At 60.2% G+C, this 14538-nt stretch carries 16 protein-coding genes; 11 read left to right on the forward strand and 5 right to left on the reverse strand.

Translation table 11 applies throughout. The annotated features are described in order from the left end of the window. Window positions 1-60: 60 nt before the first annotated feature. A complete protein-coding gene (locus C3F38_RS07055; RefSeq protein WP_055312114.1) occupies window positions 61-831 on the forward strand; it encodes a class I SAM-dependent methyltransferase in 771 nt (256 codons plus the stop codon). A gap of 57 nt (window positions 832-888) precedes the next feature. On the opposite strand, the gene aqpZ is transcribed toward C3F38_RS07055, so the two are convergent. Further along, on the reverse strand, window positions 889-1584 hold the full coding sequence (aqpZ, locus tag C3F38_RS07060) for an aquaporin Z (RefSeq protein ID WP_004940529.1): 696 nt from the start codon (window positions 1582-1584) through the stop codon (window positions 889-891). Between the two features lie 426 nt (window positions 1585-2010). Here aqpZ and C3F38_RS07065 point away from each other — a divergent pair, with 426 nt between their 5' ends. Further along, window positions 2011-3372 carry an esterase-like activity of phytase family protein gene (locus tag C3F38_RS07065; RefSeq protein WP_048232809.1) on the forward strand — a complete coding sequence of 454 codons (1362 nt, stop codon included), beginning with the start codon at window positions 2011-2013 and terminating at the stop codon, window positions 3370-3372. A gap of 198 nt (window positions 3373-3570) precedes the next feature. On the opposite strand, the gene C3F38_RS07075 is transcribed toward C3F38_RS07065, so the two are convergent. Beyond that, the gene (locus tag C3F38_RS07075) at window positions 3571-4746 is read right to left on the reverse strand and encodes a low temperature requirement protein A (RefSeq protein WP_055317005.1); all 1176 of its coding nucleotides are present in this window, start codon (window positions 4744-4746) and stop codon (window positions 3571-3573) included. A 310-nt stretch (window positions 4747-5056) separates the two neighbouring features. On the opposite strand from C3F38_RS07075, the gene C3F38_RS07080 reads away from it, so the two are divergent. Together C3F38_RS07080 and C3F38_RS07085 are read left to right on the forward strand one after the other, a co-directional pair. Beyond that, window positions 5057-5341, forward strand: a complete 285-nt coding sequence (locus C3F38_RS07080) for a YdgH/BhsA/McbA-like domain containing protein (RefSeq protein WP_038873191.1) — start codon at window positions 5057-5059, stop codon at window positions 5339-5341. Window positions 5342-5581: 240 nt separating this feature from the next. Continuing rightward, entirely contained in the window at window positions 5582-6139 is a 558-nt protein-coding gene (locus C3F38_RS07085; protein WP_055317006.1) for a class I SAM-dependent methyltransferase, read from the forward strand. Here the strand turns inward: C3F38_RS07085 and C3F38_RS07090 are convergent, their stop codons facing one another. Beyond that, window positions 6140-6601 carry a GNAT family N-acetyltransferase gene (locus C3F38_RS07090; protein ID WP_055317007.1) on the reverse strand — a complete coding sequence of 154 codons (462 nt, stop codon included), beginning with the start codon at window positions 6599-6601 and terminating at the stop codon, window positions 6140-6142. Between the two features lie 215 nt (window positions 6602-6816). Between C3F38_RS07090 and C3F38_RS07095 the strand changes: the two genes are divergently transcribed. The 4 genes from C3F38_RS07095 to aroL all read left to right on the forward strand — a co-directional run bounded on the left by C3F38_RS07095 (window position 6817) and on the right by aroL (window position 11254). Then, window positions 6817-7932 (forward strand): ABC transporter substrate-binding protein, encoded by a 1116-nt coding sequence (locus C3F38_RS07095; RefSeq protein ID WP_055317008.1) that lies wholly within the window; start codon window positions 6817-6819, stop codon window positions 7930-7932. Then, window positions 7925-10048, forward strand: coding sequence for a TonB-dependent siderophore receptor (locus C3F38_RS07100; RefSeq protein WP_055317009.1), 2124 nt, complete (start codon window positions 7925-7927; stop codon window positions 10046-10048). The genes C3F38_RS07095 and C3F38_RS07100 overlap by 8 nt, the downstream gene beginning before the upstream one ends. 53 nt (window positions 10049-10101) lie before the next feature. After that, window positions 10102-10620 (forward strand): GNAT family N-acetyltransferase, encoded by a 519-nt coding sequence (locus tag C3F38_RS07105; protein WP_055317010.1) that lies wholly within the window; start codon window positions 10102-10104, stop codon window positions 10618-10620. 109 nt (window positions 10621-10729) lie between these two features. Next, window positions 10730-11254, forward strand: coding sequence for a shikimate kinase AroL (gene aroL, locus C3F38_RS07110; RefSeq protein WP_047728758.1), 525 nt, complete (start codon window positions 10730-10732; stop codon window positions 11252-11254). 36 nt (window positions 11255-11290) lie between these two features. Here the strand turns inward: aroL and C3F38_RS07115 are convergent, their stop codons facing one another. Then, window positions 11291-12034, reverse strand: a complete 744-nt coding sequence (locus C3F38_RS07115) for an AraC family transcriptional regulator (protein ID WP_055312063.1) — start codon at window positions 12032-12034, stop codon at window positions 11291-11293. A gap of 96 nt (window positions 12035-12130) precedes the next feature. Between C3F38_RS07115 and C3F38_RS07120 the strand changes: the two genes are divergently transcribed. The 3 genes from C3F38_RS07120 (at window position 12131) to ppnP (ending at window position 13346) form a co-directional block, all read left to right on the forward strand. After that, complete coding sequence (locus tag C3F38_RS07120; RefSeq protein WP_047728756.1) at window positions 12131-12535, forward strand: nuclear transport factor 2 family protein; 405 nt, start codon at window positions 12131-12133, stop codon at window positions 12533-12535. A 47-nt stretch (window positions 12536-12582) separates the two neighbouring features. Beyond that, entirely contained in the window at window positions 12583-12783 is a 201-nt protein-coding gene (locus tag C3F38_RS07125; protein WP_004940491.1) for a YaiA family protein, read from the forward strand. Between the two features lie 272 nt (window positions 12784-13055). Then, the gene (ppnP, locus tag C3F38_RS07130; RefSeq protein WP_004940463.1) at window positions 13056-13346 is read left to right on the forward strand and encodes a pyrimidine/purine nucleoside phosphorylase; all 291 of its coding nucleotides are present in this window, start codon (window positions 13056-13058) and stop codon (window positions 13344-13346) included. Between the two features lie 65 nt (window positions 13347-13411). Here ppnP and rdgC read toward each other — a convergent pair whose 3' ends face one another. After that, complete coding sequence (gene rdgC / locus C3F38_RS07135; protein ID WP_004940461.1) at window positions 13412-14323, reverse strand: recombination-associated protein RdgC; 912 nt, start codon at window positions 14321-14323, stop codon at window positions 13412-13414. Window positions 14324-14538 lie beyond the last annotated feature (215 nt).

Below are 14538 nucleotides of genomic sequence, written 5' to 3' on the forward strand. Positions count from 1 at the left end.
GATTATAGTAGCCGAAAGCCTTCAGGCACAGGCGCAAGCCGGATAATAACGGGAGCAAACATGAGCATCAGCAACAGCCATAAAAACGCGGTAGACCGGCAGTTCGGCGAGCAGGCCAACGCCTACTTAACCAGCGCGGTGCACGCGCAGGGCAAGGATTTGCAACGCCTCACGCAGTTACTGGAACCGCACGCCGGCGCGCGCCTGCTCGATCTGGGCTGCGGCGCCGGGCACGCCAGCTTCACGGCGGCGGCCAGGGTGGCGCAGGTGGTGGCCTACGATCTGTCGGCGCAAATGTTGGCGGTGGTGGAGCAGGCGGCGGCGGAAAAAGGCCTGAGTAACATTCAGCTGCAGCAGGGCGTGGCGGAGTCTTTACCGTTTGAGGACGCCGGCTTCGATCTGGTCATCAGCCGCTATTCGGCGCACCACTGGCACGATGTCGGCCAGGCGCTGCGTGAGGTCAAGCGGGTACTCAAGCCGGGCGGCAGAGCGATCTTCATGGACGTGGTCTCGCCGGGGCATCCGCTGCTGGATACCTACCTGCAAACCGTGGAAGTGCTGCGCGACACCTCACACGTGCGCAACTATGCGCCGGGCGAGTGGCTGGCGTTATTGACCGAGGCCGGGTTGGTGGTGCGCGAGGTGACGTCGGATCGGTTGATGCTGGAGTTCGGCAGCTGGGTGGCGCGCATGCGCACGCCGGCGCATTTCGTTACCGCGATCCGCGCGTTGCAGCAAAGCGTGTCGCAGGAGGTCGCGGCGCACTTCGCCATTCAGCCGGACGGCTCCTTTACCAGCGATATCATGATGTTTGACGTGACGAAGGGCTGAAAACAACGGGGCAGCCGATGAAGGCTGCCCCATGAAACGCTATCGGCTGCGATGCGCTTATTTTTTGTCTTCCAGCAGGCAGCGGTAGATCAGGCCGCCGATAATGCCGCCGACCAGCGGCACCAGCCAGAACACCCACAGCTGCTGCAGCGCCCAGGTGCCCTGGAAGATCGCTACGCCGGTGCTGCGCGCCGGGTTGACGGAGGTGTTGGTCACCGGAATGCTGATCAGGTGGATCAGCGTCAGCGTCAGGCCGATAGCCAGCGGGGCAAAGCCTGCCGGCGCGCGCTTGTCGGTCACGCCATGAATAACGATCAGGAAGAAGGCGGTCAGCACCAGCTCAATCACGATTGCGGCTTGCAGAGAGTAGCCGCCTGGCGAGTGTTCGCCGTAACCGTTGGAGGCGAAACCGCCTGCGGTGGCGTCGAAACCGGCTTTGCCGCTGGCGATCAAATACAGCACCGCCGCTGCGGCGATACCGCCGATCACCTGTGCGATAACGTAAGGGATCACGTCTTTCGCCGCGAAACGGCCGCCGGCGAATAAGCCAACGGTAACCGCCGGGTTAAAATGCCCGCCGGAAATATGGCCGACGGCATAGGCCATCGTCACCACGGTCAGACCGAAAGCGAGCGCGACGCCGAGGAAACCAATACCCAGCTGTGGGAATGCCGCTGCCAATACTGCGCTACCACAACCACCAAACACCAACCAAAATGTGCCAAAAAATTCAGCAAAAAGTCGCTTTGACATAGATTCCATCCTGCGGAATAGACTAACGGGCGTTAGCACTAAAAACTATAGAACAGCTTTTTCAGTTCATGCAGATATTCTATAGAATTTTCTTAATGCACCTTGAATAACGGCGGTATTAAATCCCCGGCATTTTATTTTGTCTATGAGAAAAGCGCCGTTTTTCACCGTGTTGACGTGCGTTTGCCGATTTTTTTATCTTTGCTATAAGAATTTACCCTAAGCAAAATAGCGGGCTATTTCCGGACAGTTTTTTCCAGCCGTTTTCTCCATTCAATATGCTCAGGTTAATTGCTAATTTCTATTTGCCAGCCAACCTTATTGCCTGGTGTACATTTGACCAAACGCCTGTTGTCATCTCAGTGTCATGCTAAATTAATATCTTCTTCTGCCTGATAACGCTTCGTTCAACCTCGGGTAAAAAACATGAAAATAAAATCGCTCTCCCTGCTGTTGGCTTCACTGTTTCCTGTATTCACCTACGCTGCAGATATTGAGGTGGCGCGTTATGTGGTCGGCTTCCCCGGCGGGGAACGCGTCGCCTATCAGGGGGCGTTCGCCAAGAATTTCCCGCAGGGGCTACCGGTGGGGATCGGCTCCGGGCTGACGTTCAATAGCAAGCGGGGCGACGATCTGGTGCTGACGACGCTGACCGATCGCGGCCCGAATGCCGATGCCCCTGCGGTGGGCAAGCAAGAAGCCAAAATTTTCGCCAACCCACAATTCGTGCCTCTGTTGATGGACATTCGTATCGGCGGCGGCAAGGCCGTGGCCGAGAATGCACGGCCCTTGCATGACGAAAAAGGGCCGATTAGCGGGCTGCCGTTGCCGGGCGAGCTGATTGGTTCCACGAACGAAGTGGCGTTGAACGACGCGTTGCAGCCGCTGTCCGGCGATCGCCGCGGGTTGGATACCGAAGGGGTGACCGGTGACGGCAACGGCGGCTATTGGCTGTGCGATGAGTACGGTCCGTTTCTGATCCATATCGACGGCAAAGGTAAAATTCTCGCCAAATACGGCCCAACGCCGCAGGCCGGCGAGCAGGCGGTGGCGGGCGGTTTGCCGAACATCCTGAAGTGGCGCCAGCCCAACCGCGGTTTTGAGGGGCTGACCCGGATGCCGGACGGGCGCATTCTGGCGGCGGTGCAGAGCACGCTGGATGTCGATGGCAAAAGCAAAAACAAGGCGCAGTTTACCCGGCTGGTGAGCTTCGATCCGCGCAGTGGCAAAACCGCTATGTACGGCTATCCCATCGATATCGACAGCTATAAAAAAGCCAAAGACGCCAAGATTGGCGATGTCGTGGCGTTGGACAACCAGCGCATCCTGTTGATTGAACAGGGAACCGGTAAAGATAAGACGATGATCAACAAGATCTATCTGGTGGATCTCGCGCAGGCCAGCGATCTGAGCGCGTTTGACGGCCAGGGTAAAGCGCTGGAGTTCGACGATGCGAAAGATCTCGCTAAACGCGGCGTGAAGCTGGCGCAGAAACGGGAAGTGGCGGATCTGCGCCAGTTGGGCTGGCGCCAGGAGAAAGCGGAAGGGTTGGCGCTGATCGACGATCGCACGCTGGCGGTGATTAATGACAACGATTTCGGCCTGCAGGCCAAGCTGGTGGACGCATCGCCAAAAAGCAAGAAAATCGGCGATTATCAGCTGGAGAAAGAAGGGCGGCTGAGCCTCGACGGCGACAAGACCAACGCCCGTATCGAATTGCGCCCGCTGGAGCAGCCGGAGTCGCTGAGCGAGCTCTGGGTGCTCACCTTGCCGCATCCCTTGAAGTGAGACAGCGGGGGCGATAGCGCCCCCGTCAGACCGTTGACAAAGGAGGAAAAAACGTGGTTTTTCCTCCTTTGTGGCCATCAGCCGAAAATCAATAAATTGATTTTCCTTGTTTTTTTATCCGCTGCTCTCTGCAAACCCGGCAATGGCATGAGGTTTGTCATCAATCTCACAGCGGGGGCGGTGACGTCCCCGTTTGCTTCAGGCTTCCGCGTGCCGCCGCGGCGCTCTGCCGCGCGAGATGCTCTCCCACACCGCCACTACCACCATGATCAGCGTCGTCAGGCCATTGACCATCAGCAGATCGGTTAAATAGGCGACGGGGGCCAATACCGCCAGCGCCAGCAGCCCCACCAGGTGTGACAGCGGGAAGCGATGATACACCAGCCGTTTATACATTGCGTTGGCGAACAGGTAGAGTGCCGGCCCGAGCAGCAACACCGCCGCCGTGGCGTTTTGGATGCGGCCGTCGGGATGGGTGATCACCAGCTCGTTGGCCACGGCGCAGACGATGATCGCCCCCACCAGCGCGACGTGCACGTAATGGAAGTAAGCGCCCAGCTGGCCGGGGTTTTCCGCCTGGCTGATGGCGTGGCTGCCGGCTTTGCTGCTGGTGTCGAAGTAGATCCACCACATCGCCAGGCTGCCGAGAAAGGCCACCAGCGAGGCGATGAGCACCGGCAGGTTCCAGCTTTCCATCTCGCTCAGGGTGGCGCCGGTGATCAGAATGGTTTCCCCCAGCGCCACGATCACGAACAGCTGGCAGCGCTCCGCCAGATGGTGACCCTCGATGCTCCATTCGCTGCTGCTGTCCGAGCGCCCCAGCACCGGTAGCCGGAAGCCGAACATCGGCGAGACGTATTCGCACAAGACCGCGACCGCCCACAGCGCCAGGCGGGCGTTGCCTTCCGCCAGCCCACCGGCGATCCAGAAGACGGCGGAGATGCACAGCCAGCCGAGAATGCGGTGAAAGTTTCGTTTTAACGGATGACCGGGCACCAGCAGGCGCAGCACCGTGACGGAGCGCCCGACCTGAATGGCGACATAGAACAGCGCGAAGATCAGGCCGCGCTCGCCGAACGCCTGCGGCAGTGCGGCGGCGGCGAACAGCCCCAGCAGCATGATAGCGAACAGCAGCAGGCGGATCTGACGGGTATCCGGATTGAACCAGTTGGTGACCCAGGCGGTGTATTGCCAGGCCAGCCAGACGGCGAACCACAGCAGCAGGGTTTCCAGCGCACCGGTCAGCGTCAGGTGGTGCAACAGATAGTGGGAAAGTTGGGTCACGGCGAAAACGTAGATCAGATCGAACAGCAGCTCGGAAAATGAGACCGACGCGCCCTGACCGTCACGCACACGCAGCAGGTTTTGCGACATAAGCGTTCTTCCTTAAAAGGGTAAGCCACAAAATTCAGCGTAGCTCAGCGCGCTCCGGCGGGTAAAAAATCTTAAATAGACGCGGCGCGCATTCTTTATCACGCGCCGTCTTTAATTGTTCATCAAATAGGGGTAAGGTGAAGCCTATAAAGTCATTCTCGCCTGAAAATACACACCCGCTCTCATTTCCTCCTTATTCTCCTCACAATGATTGATGTTCTTTACGTTGCATGACGTCCGTTTTCATTGGCTAGCGGATAATTAACATCACTGACAACGAGCTAATAAACAAGAACACCTGGAGTCAATCATGAAACTTATCCCAAGCATCGCAGCCGTATTGATCGCCGCCGCTTCCTTCTCCACTTTCGCCGCGCCGCTGTCGTCGGTGAAACAGGTCAACAGCGAACAGGCCGCCAATCTGCAAAGCCTCGGTGTGGTGTCGGTTTCCGGCATTAGCGGCTCACCGCATGACGCCATTCACGCCCTGAAAGAAAAAGCCGCGGCGGACGGCGCCGGCCATTACCGCATTATCGGCCTGGACACCCCCGGGGATTCCAGCAACTGGCGCGGCAATGCGGAAATTTATCGCTAAGCGTTGGCTTTTTACTCTCTGGCTACGGCAACGTGGCCAATAAAATAAACGGTCGTAATAATTATCTGATAGGGCGCACGTGGGCGGCTTATTTTCAGGTCATTATTACGGCCGTTTTTCATTTTTCCGCTGCGGCTGAGGTTGCATTTTATTACAACTGTGTCCGCCGCTTTCGGAATCATGTTAATAAATACTTAAGAAATTCGGCTCACATTGAGGGCTTAACCCAAGGAGGCCTCAATGTTAAATGCGACCCGGCTGCAACTGATGAATCACTTCGCTTACCTGCAGCAATTTATGGCTTCACCGCGCACCGTCGGTACGCTGGCGCCTTCTTCCCCGTGGCTGTGCCAGGCGATGCTGAACCAGGTTGAATGGACCCGGGCGCTGTCGATCGCGGAGCTGGGGGCGGCGGACGGCGTATTGACCAAACGCATTCTGGGACGAATGCGCGCCGATGCGGGGCTGGAGGCTTTCGAGATCCAACCGCATTTCGTGCATCGGCTACGGGGGATAGACGATCGGCGGCTGCAGGTGATGGCCCATTCGGCGACCCAAATGGCCACGGATTACGACGTGGTGTTTTCCTGCCTGCCGCTGCTTTCGATCCCGGTCAGGATCAGCGTGCGCATTCTTCAGCAGGCCCGGCAGCGGCTGCTGGCGCGCAACGGCACGCTGGTGCTGTTCCAATACAGCCACCTGTCGGAAAAATTGCTGTCCTGCTATTTTCACTGGAAGCGCCTGCGGGTGGTGCGCAATTTCCCGCCGGCGCTGGTGTATGTCTGTACGCCACGTTAACTACAGCGTTTTCACCATCACCACCACGTCTTCGTCATACTGCCGCCGGCGTTCCAGGGGCTGCCAACCCCAGCCGGCGTACAGCGCTTCCGATTTGTCGGTGATGAGATGCAAAATCGAATGATGGCGCTGCCGCGCCGCTTCGACGATCGCCATCTCCAGGCGGTGGGCAATGCCCTTGCGGCGGTGATCGGGATGCACGAAGACGCCGGCCAGCCACGGGGTGAGATCGTGGCGCTGATGATCGTCGCTGGGCCACAGGCTGGCCATGCCCACCGGGCGATCGCCGTCGATCATCATCAACGTCAGATGATCGTCGCTCGGCCGGCTGCATTGGGCGAAGCGCTGCTGGGTGCGCTCCAGCGATCCGCCGTGCTGTGAGCCCCACTGGCCGAAGGCCCAGGCGGCGCACACATCGGCAAACTGCGGGCACTCCGACAGCGGAATAATGCGTTGACCCATGGATGTCTCTCTATTTTGGTGGTTTCCGCTCTATTTAACCGATTTCCCCGCCATTTTTTTAACTTTTTAAAGCCGCTCTTTTAGCGGTTTCGCCATGTTTCGCCGTGCGCCCGGCGCCATTTCCCGGATTTCTTTTGGCAATCGCCGTGCAGGATTGCAAGTGCTAATGAGAGTGATTATCATGCGCACACTATTTCCCCCGTGTCGGCTCAATCATGCGCAATTCACTCATTTTACTGCTGCTTTCCCTGTGCTTCGGCGTGTTCTCCGCTCAGGCGAAGACGGTGACCGATATCACCGGCCGCCAGGTCGTGGTGCCGGACAACCCGCAGCGCATCGTGGTGGGGGAAAGCCGCATGCTGTATACGCTGGCGCTGCTGGAGCCGGGCAACCCGGCGCAGCGCATCGTCGGCTGGCCGGCGGATCTGGCGCGGTTCGATGCGCAAAGCTGGCAGCTCTATACGCAGAAGTTCCCGCAGATCGCCGCGATCCCCATTATCAGCGGCAATAATTTCCGCCAGGTCAATATTGAAAGCCTGCTGCAGCTGAAGCCGGATCTGGTGATCCTGGCGCGCTACGCGCGTGAAGACGGCGACAACGATCTGCTGGTTTCCGCGCTGAACAAGGCCGGCGTGGCGGTGATCTACGTCGATCTGCGCATCGATCTGCTGAACAACACCGTGCCGAGCGTGCGGCTGTTGGGCGAAGTGCTCAATCGCCAGCAGCGCGCCGAGCAGTTCATCGAATTTTATCAGCAGCATATGGCGGTGATCCGGCAACGGCTGGCGGGCTATCAGGGGCCGAAGCCCAAAGTGATGCTGCACCTGCATCTGGGGCGGCGTGACACCTGCTGCACCACCGCCGCGCACGGCAACCTCGGCGATCTGCTGACCTTCGCCGGCGGCGACAACATCGCCAACGCCAGCGTCAAAGGGGTGTACGGCGAGCTGAACCCGGAAACCATCCTGAGCGCCAACCCCGACGTTTACCTCGCCACCGGCATGGCCGGGCCGCAGGGCAAGCGGCTGTCCGATCTGCGCCTCGGGCCGCAGGTCAGCCAACAGGACGCCGCCGACAGCTTCCGTCGGCTGATCGCCACACAGCCGATGCTGGCCAGCCTGCAGGCGGTGAAGCATCACCGCGCCTGGAGCGTCTGGCACAACTTTTACCTCAGCCCGTACCACGTGGTGCTGGTCGAGATGTTCGCCAAAGCGTTTTACCCGGATCTGTTCGCCGACATTAACCCGCAGCAGACCTTCCAACAGCTGTATCAGCAGTTTTTGCCGTTACCTTTTTCAGGGACCTATTGGAGTCAGTTAGATAATGAATAACAACAAGCGCGGCTGGTGGTGCGCATTGCCTTTGGCGGCCTGCGCGACATCGCCGACGTGGGCGGCGGAGAAAGCCGCGCCGCAGGAAGAGAGCCTGGTCGTGGTCGGCCGCAAAGATGCCGACGGCGTGCAGAGCTATCAGCCGTTGACCAGCGTCACCGGCACCCGCAGCGAAACCAACCTGTTGAACGTGCCGCAGGCGATCGACGTGGTGCCGCAGCAGGTGATTACCGATCAGGCGGTCAGCAGCCTGGACGAAGCGCTGTACAACGTCAGCGGCATTACCCAGGCCAACACGCTGGGCGGCACCCAGGACGCGGTCATGAAACGCGGCTTCGGCGACAACCGCGACGGCTCCATTCTGCGCGACGGCGTGCGCTCGGTGCAGGCGCGCAACTTTACGCCGACCACCGAGCGGGTGGAGGTGCTCAAGGGGCCGGCCTCGATGCTGTACGGCATGGGCGAGCCGGGCGGGATGATCAACATGATCACCAAAAAGCCCCAGCTGCAGCAGCATACCCACGTGGAAGGCTGGGGCAGCAGCTTCAACGGCGGCGGCGGCCAGCTTGACGTTACCGGGCCGCTCGGTACGTCGGGGTTTGCCTATCGCATGATCGTCGATCACGATGAAACCGATTACTGGCGCAACTTTGGCCGCAATCGCCAGACGGTGATCGCGCCGTCGTTGATGTGGTACGGCGAGAACACCACCGTGCGCTTGGCCTATGAACATATGGAATATCTGGTGCCGTTCGATCGCGGCACCATTATCGATTCGCGCAACGGCAAACCGGTGAATACGCCGCGCGATCGCCGTTTCGACGAAGCCTATAACGCCACCCGCGGCGATCAGGACAGCGTCACTCTGCAGATCGATCAAACGCTCAACGAGCGTTGGAAAAGCTCGCTGACCTACGCCTACAGCCGCAACAGCTACAGCGACAACCAGGCGCGCGCCACGTCGTTGAACCCGGTGAGCGGCGTGTTGAGCCGCCAGGCCGACTCGACCGCCAACGCCGTCAGCCACGCCAACGCGGTGCAGCTGACGCTCAATGGCGACGTGGACTGGGGCCGCATCAACCACCAGATGCTGTTCGGCTTCGATTTTGAAGATAACCGCACCTACCGCGGCGACATGATCCGCGGCAAAAAGAACAGCGATTTCAATATCTATCATCCGGTATACGGCCTGATGCCGCCGTCGACGGCGGTCAGCGCCAAAGACAGCGACCAGCGGGAAAACCTCACCAGCTACGGTTGGTTTATGCAGGACTCCATCCAGCTAACCGATAAATGGCTGGTGATGGGCGGGCTGCGTTACGACGCTTTCGATGTCTATGCCGGCAAGGGGCGGCCGTTCCAGGCCAATACCGACAGCTCGGACAGCAAGTTGGTGCCGCGCGCCGGGGTGGTCTACAAACTGACGCCTTATGTGTCGCTGTACAGCAGCTATACCGAGTCGTTCAAGCCGAACTCTTCCATCGCCACCCAAATTGGTTCGCTGCCGCCGGAGCAGGGCAAGTCGTGGGAAGTCGGTGGCAAGCTGGCGTTGCCGAACGGCGTCACCGGCACGCTGGCGCTGTTCGACATCACCAAGCGCAACGTGATGGTCAATGAGTTGGTGGAGGGCGAAACCGTGACGCGCACCGCCGGGCGCGTGCGTTCGCAGGGTGTGGAGCTGGACGTAGCCGGTAACCTCACCGATTCGCTGAGCCTGATCGGCTCCTATGCGTATACCGACGCGCGGGTGGTGGACGATCCGGACAACAAAGGGAAAGAGATGACCAACGTGGCGCGCCACACCGCCTCGCTGTTCCTGACCCAGAACCTGGGCAGCCCGGGTTTCTACAGCGGCGATGAGGTACGCATTGGCGCCGGTGCGCGCTACGTAGGACGCCGCCCGGGTGACGCTGCCAACAGCTTCTCCCTGGATAATTACACCGTTGCTGATGCGTTCGCCGCTTACACCATGCCGATCAACGGCTATCGGGTGAAATGGCAGCTGAACGTGAAGAACCTGTTTGATAAAACCTACTACCCGTCCAGCGGCGGCAATTTGCGCGTGGCGGTGGGGGAACCGCGTGAGGTGGTGCTGCGCGGCAGTATCGATTTCTAAGCTACGGGCGGTGAAATTTGCTTAAATAACCGCCCCAACGTTAAGGAGAACCCATGAGCCTGCAGATTCGTTTGGCGCAGCAGCGGGATATCGTGCATCTGATGGCGGTTGAACGTTCGGCGGCGCAGCTGTTTCGCCAGCAGCCGGAGTGGCGCTTTATCGCCGAAGGCGAGGTGATGGCCCCGCAGCAGCATGCCGCGTTTATTGCCGAACGCCGTGAATGGCTGGCGGAAAGCGACAACGGCGAGTGCGCCGGTTTTATCGCCGTGCAGGTTCAGGGGGGCGATTGGCACATCGCCGAATTGTCGGTCGCCGGCACCTGGCAGCGGCAGGGCGTCGGCCGTCGCCTGATCGGCGCGGTGGCGGAAGAGGCCAAACGGCAGGGGGCCGGCCGCCTGACGCTCACTACCTTCATCGAGGTGCCGTGGAATGCGCCTTACTACCGGCGGCTGGGATTTCGGCCGCTCGAGGACGCGCGGCTCACGGCCGCCCTGCGGCGGCACCTGGATGAGGATTTGGCGCATGGCTTTGCCGCCGGCAGTCGCTGTGCCATGGAATTTACACTATCGTAAATATTGAAATACAGAGCGGGCAGGGTATGATGCTGCCACCACGCCATCGCACCCGCTCGATATTTTGGTATGCAATGCACTCAAGTCACCGCATAAGGGACAACCCGTAATGACACAAACCCTGTTCATGATAGGCGCTCGCGGAGCCGGCAAGACCACGGTAGGCAGCGCATTGGCGTTGGCGTTGGGCTATCAGTTCGTCGATACCGATCTGTTTATGCAGCAGGCGGCGCAGATGAGCGTGGCGGAAATGGTCGAGCGCGAGGGCTGGCTGGGGTTCCGCCGCCGTGAGACCATCGCGTTGCAAACCGTGACCAGGCCGTCAACTATAGTTGCCACCGGCGGCGGGGCGATCCTGGCGGAGGAGAACCGTCAGTTTATGCGTCAGCATGGCACCGTTATCTACCTGCGCGCGCCGGCCAGCGTGTTGGCGCAGCGGTTGGCAGAGTACCCGGAAGATGCGCAGCGCCCGACGCTCACCGGCAGGCCGATCGCCGAGGAGATGCTCGAGGTGCTGGCAGCGCGCGAAGCGCTGTATCAGGACGCCGCGCATTACGTGATAGACGGCGCCGCCGATCCGCAGCGGGTGGTGGAACAAATCCTCGCGGTGCTGCCGCGTGAGACGGTGAAGTAACCCTTTCTTCTCTTCGGGCGCTGGGCGCCCGTTTTCTTATTCCGTTTGCCGAGCCGGCGCAAAGTACGCCCCGGGCGTGACGCCGAAGCGGCGGCGAAAGGCGGCGATATAGGCGCTGACGTTGTCATAGCCACAGGCGTCGGCCACCTCGCTGACCGCTTCGCCGCGTGATAATCCCTCCAGTGAACGCAATACCCGCGCCTGCTGGCGCCACAGCGCGAAGCTGATGCCGGTTTCCTGCAGAAAACGGCGGCTCAGGGTGCGCGGGCTGAGCCCGGCCCAGGCGGCCCAGTCGCACTGGCTGCGCAGGCTGGCGGGATCGTTCAGCAGCGCCCGGGCGATGTTCAGCAACCGGGTGTCCTGCGGCAGCGGCAATTGCAAAGGGGCGCGGCTTGCCGCGTGCATTTCGTCCAGCAGCACCTGCAGCAGCCGCCGTTGCGGCGCACTCAGCGGGCCGGCGGGGAACTGCGCGATGCGCTCCACCAGGGCCTGCAACAGCGCAGAGGCCGTGAACAGCTGCGGCTGCGGCGGCATCTCCGGCACGCTTTTCACCGGCAGATACAGACTCCAGCCCGCCACGTCGCCGCAGGCCAGCGCCTGATGGGCGCATCCCGGCGGCAGCCAGCCCAGCGTACCGCCGGCGATCGCCCATTGACGGCCCGGGAGTTCCATTGCCAGCATGCCGCGCGTCAAGAGATAGATCTGGCCGCTTTCGTGCCGGTGCCAGGGCGTCAGGTGCTTTTTTTCATGCTGAAGGCGTTGGCTGCGGATCTGCGTCATGTTGGCCGTTTAACGTTATTGAAAGTCTTGATGTGGTTATTATGCCATCGTCGGACCGGGATAGGATCGTCGTTCACCCTATTTCGGAGAAACGTGATGACTCAACTTACCCCACTGGATCTGGTACTCGATACGCTGCAGCTGGTCGTCGCCAGCCCGGAGCACCGGCCGACGCAGCTCGCCGCCCGTTTCAGCGCAGACTACCGCCAGCAGGTGGATGGCAAGGTGCTGAACTTCGAGCAGTTTGAGCAACACATGGCGCTGTTGAAGCGGCAAACCCGCCGCATGACGCTGAGCGTGATCGCGGCGGCGGCGCAGGGCGAGGCGGTGCTGACCCACCATCTGGTCGAGCTGGAAAAGCGCGATGGCGCCTGCAGCCGCGTGCGGGTGCTGGCGCACTTCACCGTGCGTGAGGGCCGCATTTGCGCCTGTGACGAACTGACCGAGCTGTTGGCGGGCGCCCCCGGCGATCGCGATCTTGGCTCGCGCGTGTCGGAATGAGGGCGGCTGCTATACTTGCTACTGTGTGAAACACACGGGAGAACGGCATGCGCGAAAATGATCAACCTGCTTATCCACGGAGCGCCCGCGTCGTAGAGGTGTTTCGGGGCGACCCGAACCTGCATCTGCGCCGTTTTGAAGTGCGCACCGACGACATTGAGCCGAATACGCTGCTCAGTGAACATGAAACCGAGCAGGAAGCGCTCGACGCCAAGCATCGCTATGAGGACGAGGCGTTAGAGCTCTGACCTGCAGCCCGGCGGAAACCGGCGCCAGGCCGGTTTCCTGTTTATGGTTTGGAAACCGACGCCCTTGCCATTTTTCAGCGCGGATCTCGCCGCTTGCCCCGCCTTACGCTGCGCTCCGACTTTATTCCGCTATCCGCCCATTTGCCGGTAAGCGTCCCGGCCGCAGGTTTACCCTGCGTCGCGATCGCATTTCGCGCGAAAAACCAGTGACAGATCAACCGCAATCCCCCAATATGGATTTTCCATCAAGATGATTACGCGGGTGCCAGTCTATGCTGAAAGTGAATGAGTATTTTGCCGGAAAAGTGAAGTCTATCGGTTTTGACAGTAGCAGCATCGGTCTTACCAGCGTGGGCGTGATGGAAGAGGGGGAATACACCTTCTCCACCGCACAACCGGAAGAAATGACGGTGATCACCGGGGCGTTGAAAGTGCTGCTGCCGGGCGCGCCGGACTGGCAGGTGTTTACGCCGGGCGAGAAGTTCTTCGTGCCGGGGCACAGCGAATTCAACCTGCAGGTGGCCGACGCGACCGCCTATCTGTGCCGTTACCTGAGCAAATAAATTTTGTTCGTGAGGGGATCGCAGGGCTCAGCAGATGCTGGGCCCTGGTCGTTTCTGCGGCGGGATTAACGCTGGGCTTCGCCGCCGAGCGCTTCGATGGTGTTTTTGATCAACGCCGCCAGCTCGCTGGTCATCAGGATAAAGTCGGCGTCAAAGCGCTGAGCGAAGTCATCGCGATCGATATCGTCATTCTGCTCGCGCAGCGTGTCAGCGAACTTCAGGCGCTTGAGCGAGCCGTCGTCCGACAGCATCAGCTGAATGCGCTCCTGCCAATCCACCGCCAGTTTGGTCACCAGCTTGCCGGCTTCGATATGCACCGCGATTTCGTCGCTGATCAGATTCTGTTTCTTGCAGCGGATCACGCCGCCTTCTTCCAGAATCGCTTTCAGTTCCGCTTCATCCTGAATGGCGAAGCCGGCCGGCATCTCGCCGGAACGCACCCATTCGGTCAGCGTCAGTTCGATCGGGCTTTCCATGGTCAGCGGCACCACCGGCAGCGAGCCGAGGCTCTTGCGCAGCAGCGCCAGCGTATCTTCGGCGCGTTTGGCGCTGGCGGCATCGACCATGATCAGATCGTTGACGGTGTCTATCCACATGAAGGTCTGATTGAAGCGGCTGAACGCGCGCGGCAGCAGGCTGTGCAGCACTTCGTCCTTCAGCGCGTCTTTCTCGGTTTTCTTCAGTTTGCGGTGTTGTTCCGCCTCCAGGCGCTCAATCTTGGCCTGCAGCTCTTGCTTGATGACCGGCGACGGCAAGATTTTCTCTTCCTTGCGCGCGCAGATGACGATCTGGCCGTTGACCGCGTGCGTCAGCGCATCGCTGTGCGAGCCCATCGGGGAGACCCAGCCGGTCTTCGCCATGTCCTGGCTGCCGCACGGCGTGAAGGCGAACGCGCTGAGTTGTTTTTCCATTTCATCCGCGTTTAACGCCACTTCGCGGCTCAAACGGTAAACCATCAAATTCTTAAACCACAGCATAATGTTATCCCTGGCTGGGCGTGCGTTCGGCACGCTGATTCGTCAAAAGCAGGGCGGCATGATAACGAATTGACGCTGAAAAATCGCCCCATTCTCTCCGAATTGCGTCGCCGTACGCGGCGGAAAAGGCCTGGCCGGGGAGAGGGAAACAGGTGATTCATCCGCGCGCTTACATTAGGCTGTGGCAACGCTGCGCTGCATCGAGGAGAAAAAAA

The organism is Serratia sp. SSNIH1 (genome assembly GCF_002935055.1).
In the GTDB taxonomy this organism is placed as follows: domain Bacteria; phylum Pseudomonadota; class Gammaproteobacteria; order Enterobacterales; family Enterobacteriaceae; genus Serratia; species Serratia nevei.

Coding starts and splice junctions, on each gene's coding strand:
- C3F38_RS07055 (WP_055312114.1), top strand. CDS start 61: ATGAGCATCAGCAACAGCCATAAAAACGCGGTAGACCGGCAGTTCGGC.
- aqpZ (WP_004940529.1), bottom strand. CDS start 1,584: ATGTCAAAGCGACTTTTTGCTGAATTTTTTGGCACATTTTGGTTGGTG.
- C3F38_RS07065 (WP_048232809.1), top strand. CDS start 2,011: ATGAAAATAAAATCGCTCTCCCTGCTGTTGGCTTCACTGTTTCCTGTA.
- C3F38_RS07075 (WP_055317005.1), bottom strand. CDS start 4,746: ATGTCGCAAAACCTGCTGCGTGTGCGTGACGGTCAGGGCGCGTCGGTC.
- C3F38_RS07080 (WP_038873191.1), top strand. CDS start 5,057: ATGAAACTTATCCCAAGCATCGCAGCCGTATTGATCGCCGCCGCTTCC.
- C3F38_RS07085 (WP_055317006.1), top strand. CDS start 5,582: ATGTTAAATGCGACCCGGCTGCAACTGATGAATCACTTCGCTTACCTG.
- C3F38_RS07090 (WP_055317007.1), bottom strand. CDS start 6,601: ATGGGTCAACGCATTATTCCGCTGTCGGAGTGCCCGCAGTTTGCCGAT.
- C3F38_RS07095 (WP_055317008.1), top strand. CDS start 6,817: ATGCGCAATTCACTCATTTTACTGCTGCTTTCCCTGTGCTTCGGCGTG.
- C3F38_RS07100 (WP_055317009.1), top strand. CDS start 7,925: ATGAATAACAACAAGCGCGGCTGGTGGTGCGCATTGCCTTTGGCGGCC.
- C3F38_RS07105 (WP_055317010.1), top strand. CDS start 10,102: ATGAGCCTGCAGATTCGTTTGGCGCAGCAGCGGGATATCGTGCATCTG.
- aroL (WP_047728758.1), top strand. CDS start 10,730: ATGACACAAACCCTGTTCATGATAGGCGCTCGCGGAGCCGGCAAGACC.
- C3F38_RS07115 (WP_055312063.1), bottom strand. CDS start 12,034: ATGACGCAGATCCGCAGCCAACGCCTTCAGCATGAAAAAAAGCACCTG.
- C3F38_RS07120 (WP_047728756.1), top strand. CDS start 12,131: ATGACTCAACTTACCCCACTGGATCTGGTACTCGATACGCTGCAGCTG.
- C3F38_RS07125 (WP_004940491.1), top strand. CDS start 12,583: ATGCGCGAAAATGATCAACCTGCTTATCCACGGAGCGCCCGCGTCGTA.
- ppnP (WP_004940463.1), top strand. CDS start 13,056: ATGCTGAAAGTGAATGAGTATTTTGCCGGAAAAGTGAAGTCTATCGGT.
- rdgC (WP_004940461.1), bottom strand. CDS start 14,323: ATGCTGTGGTTTAAGAATTTGATGGTTTACCGTTTGAGCCGCGAAGTG.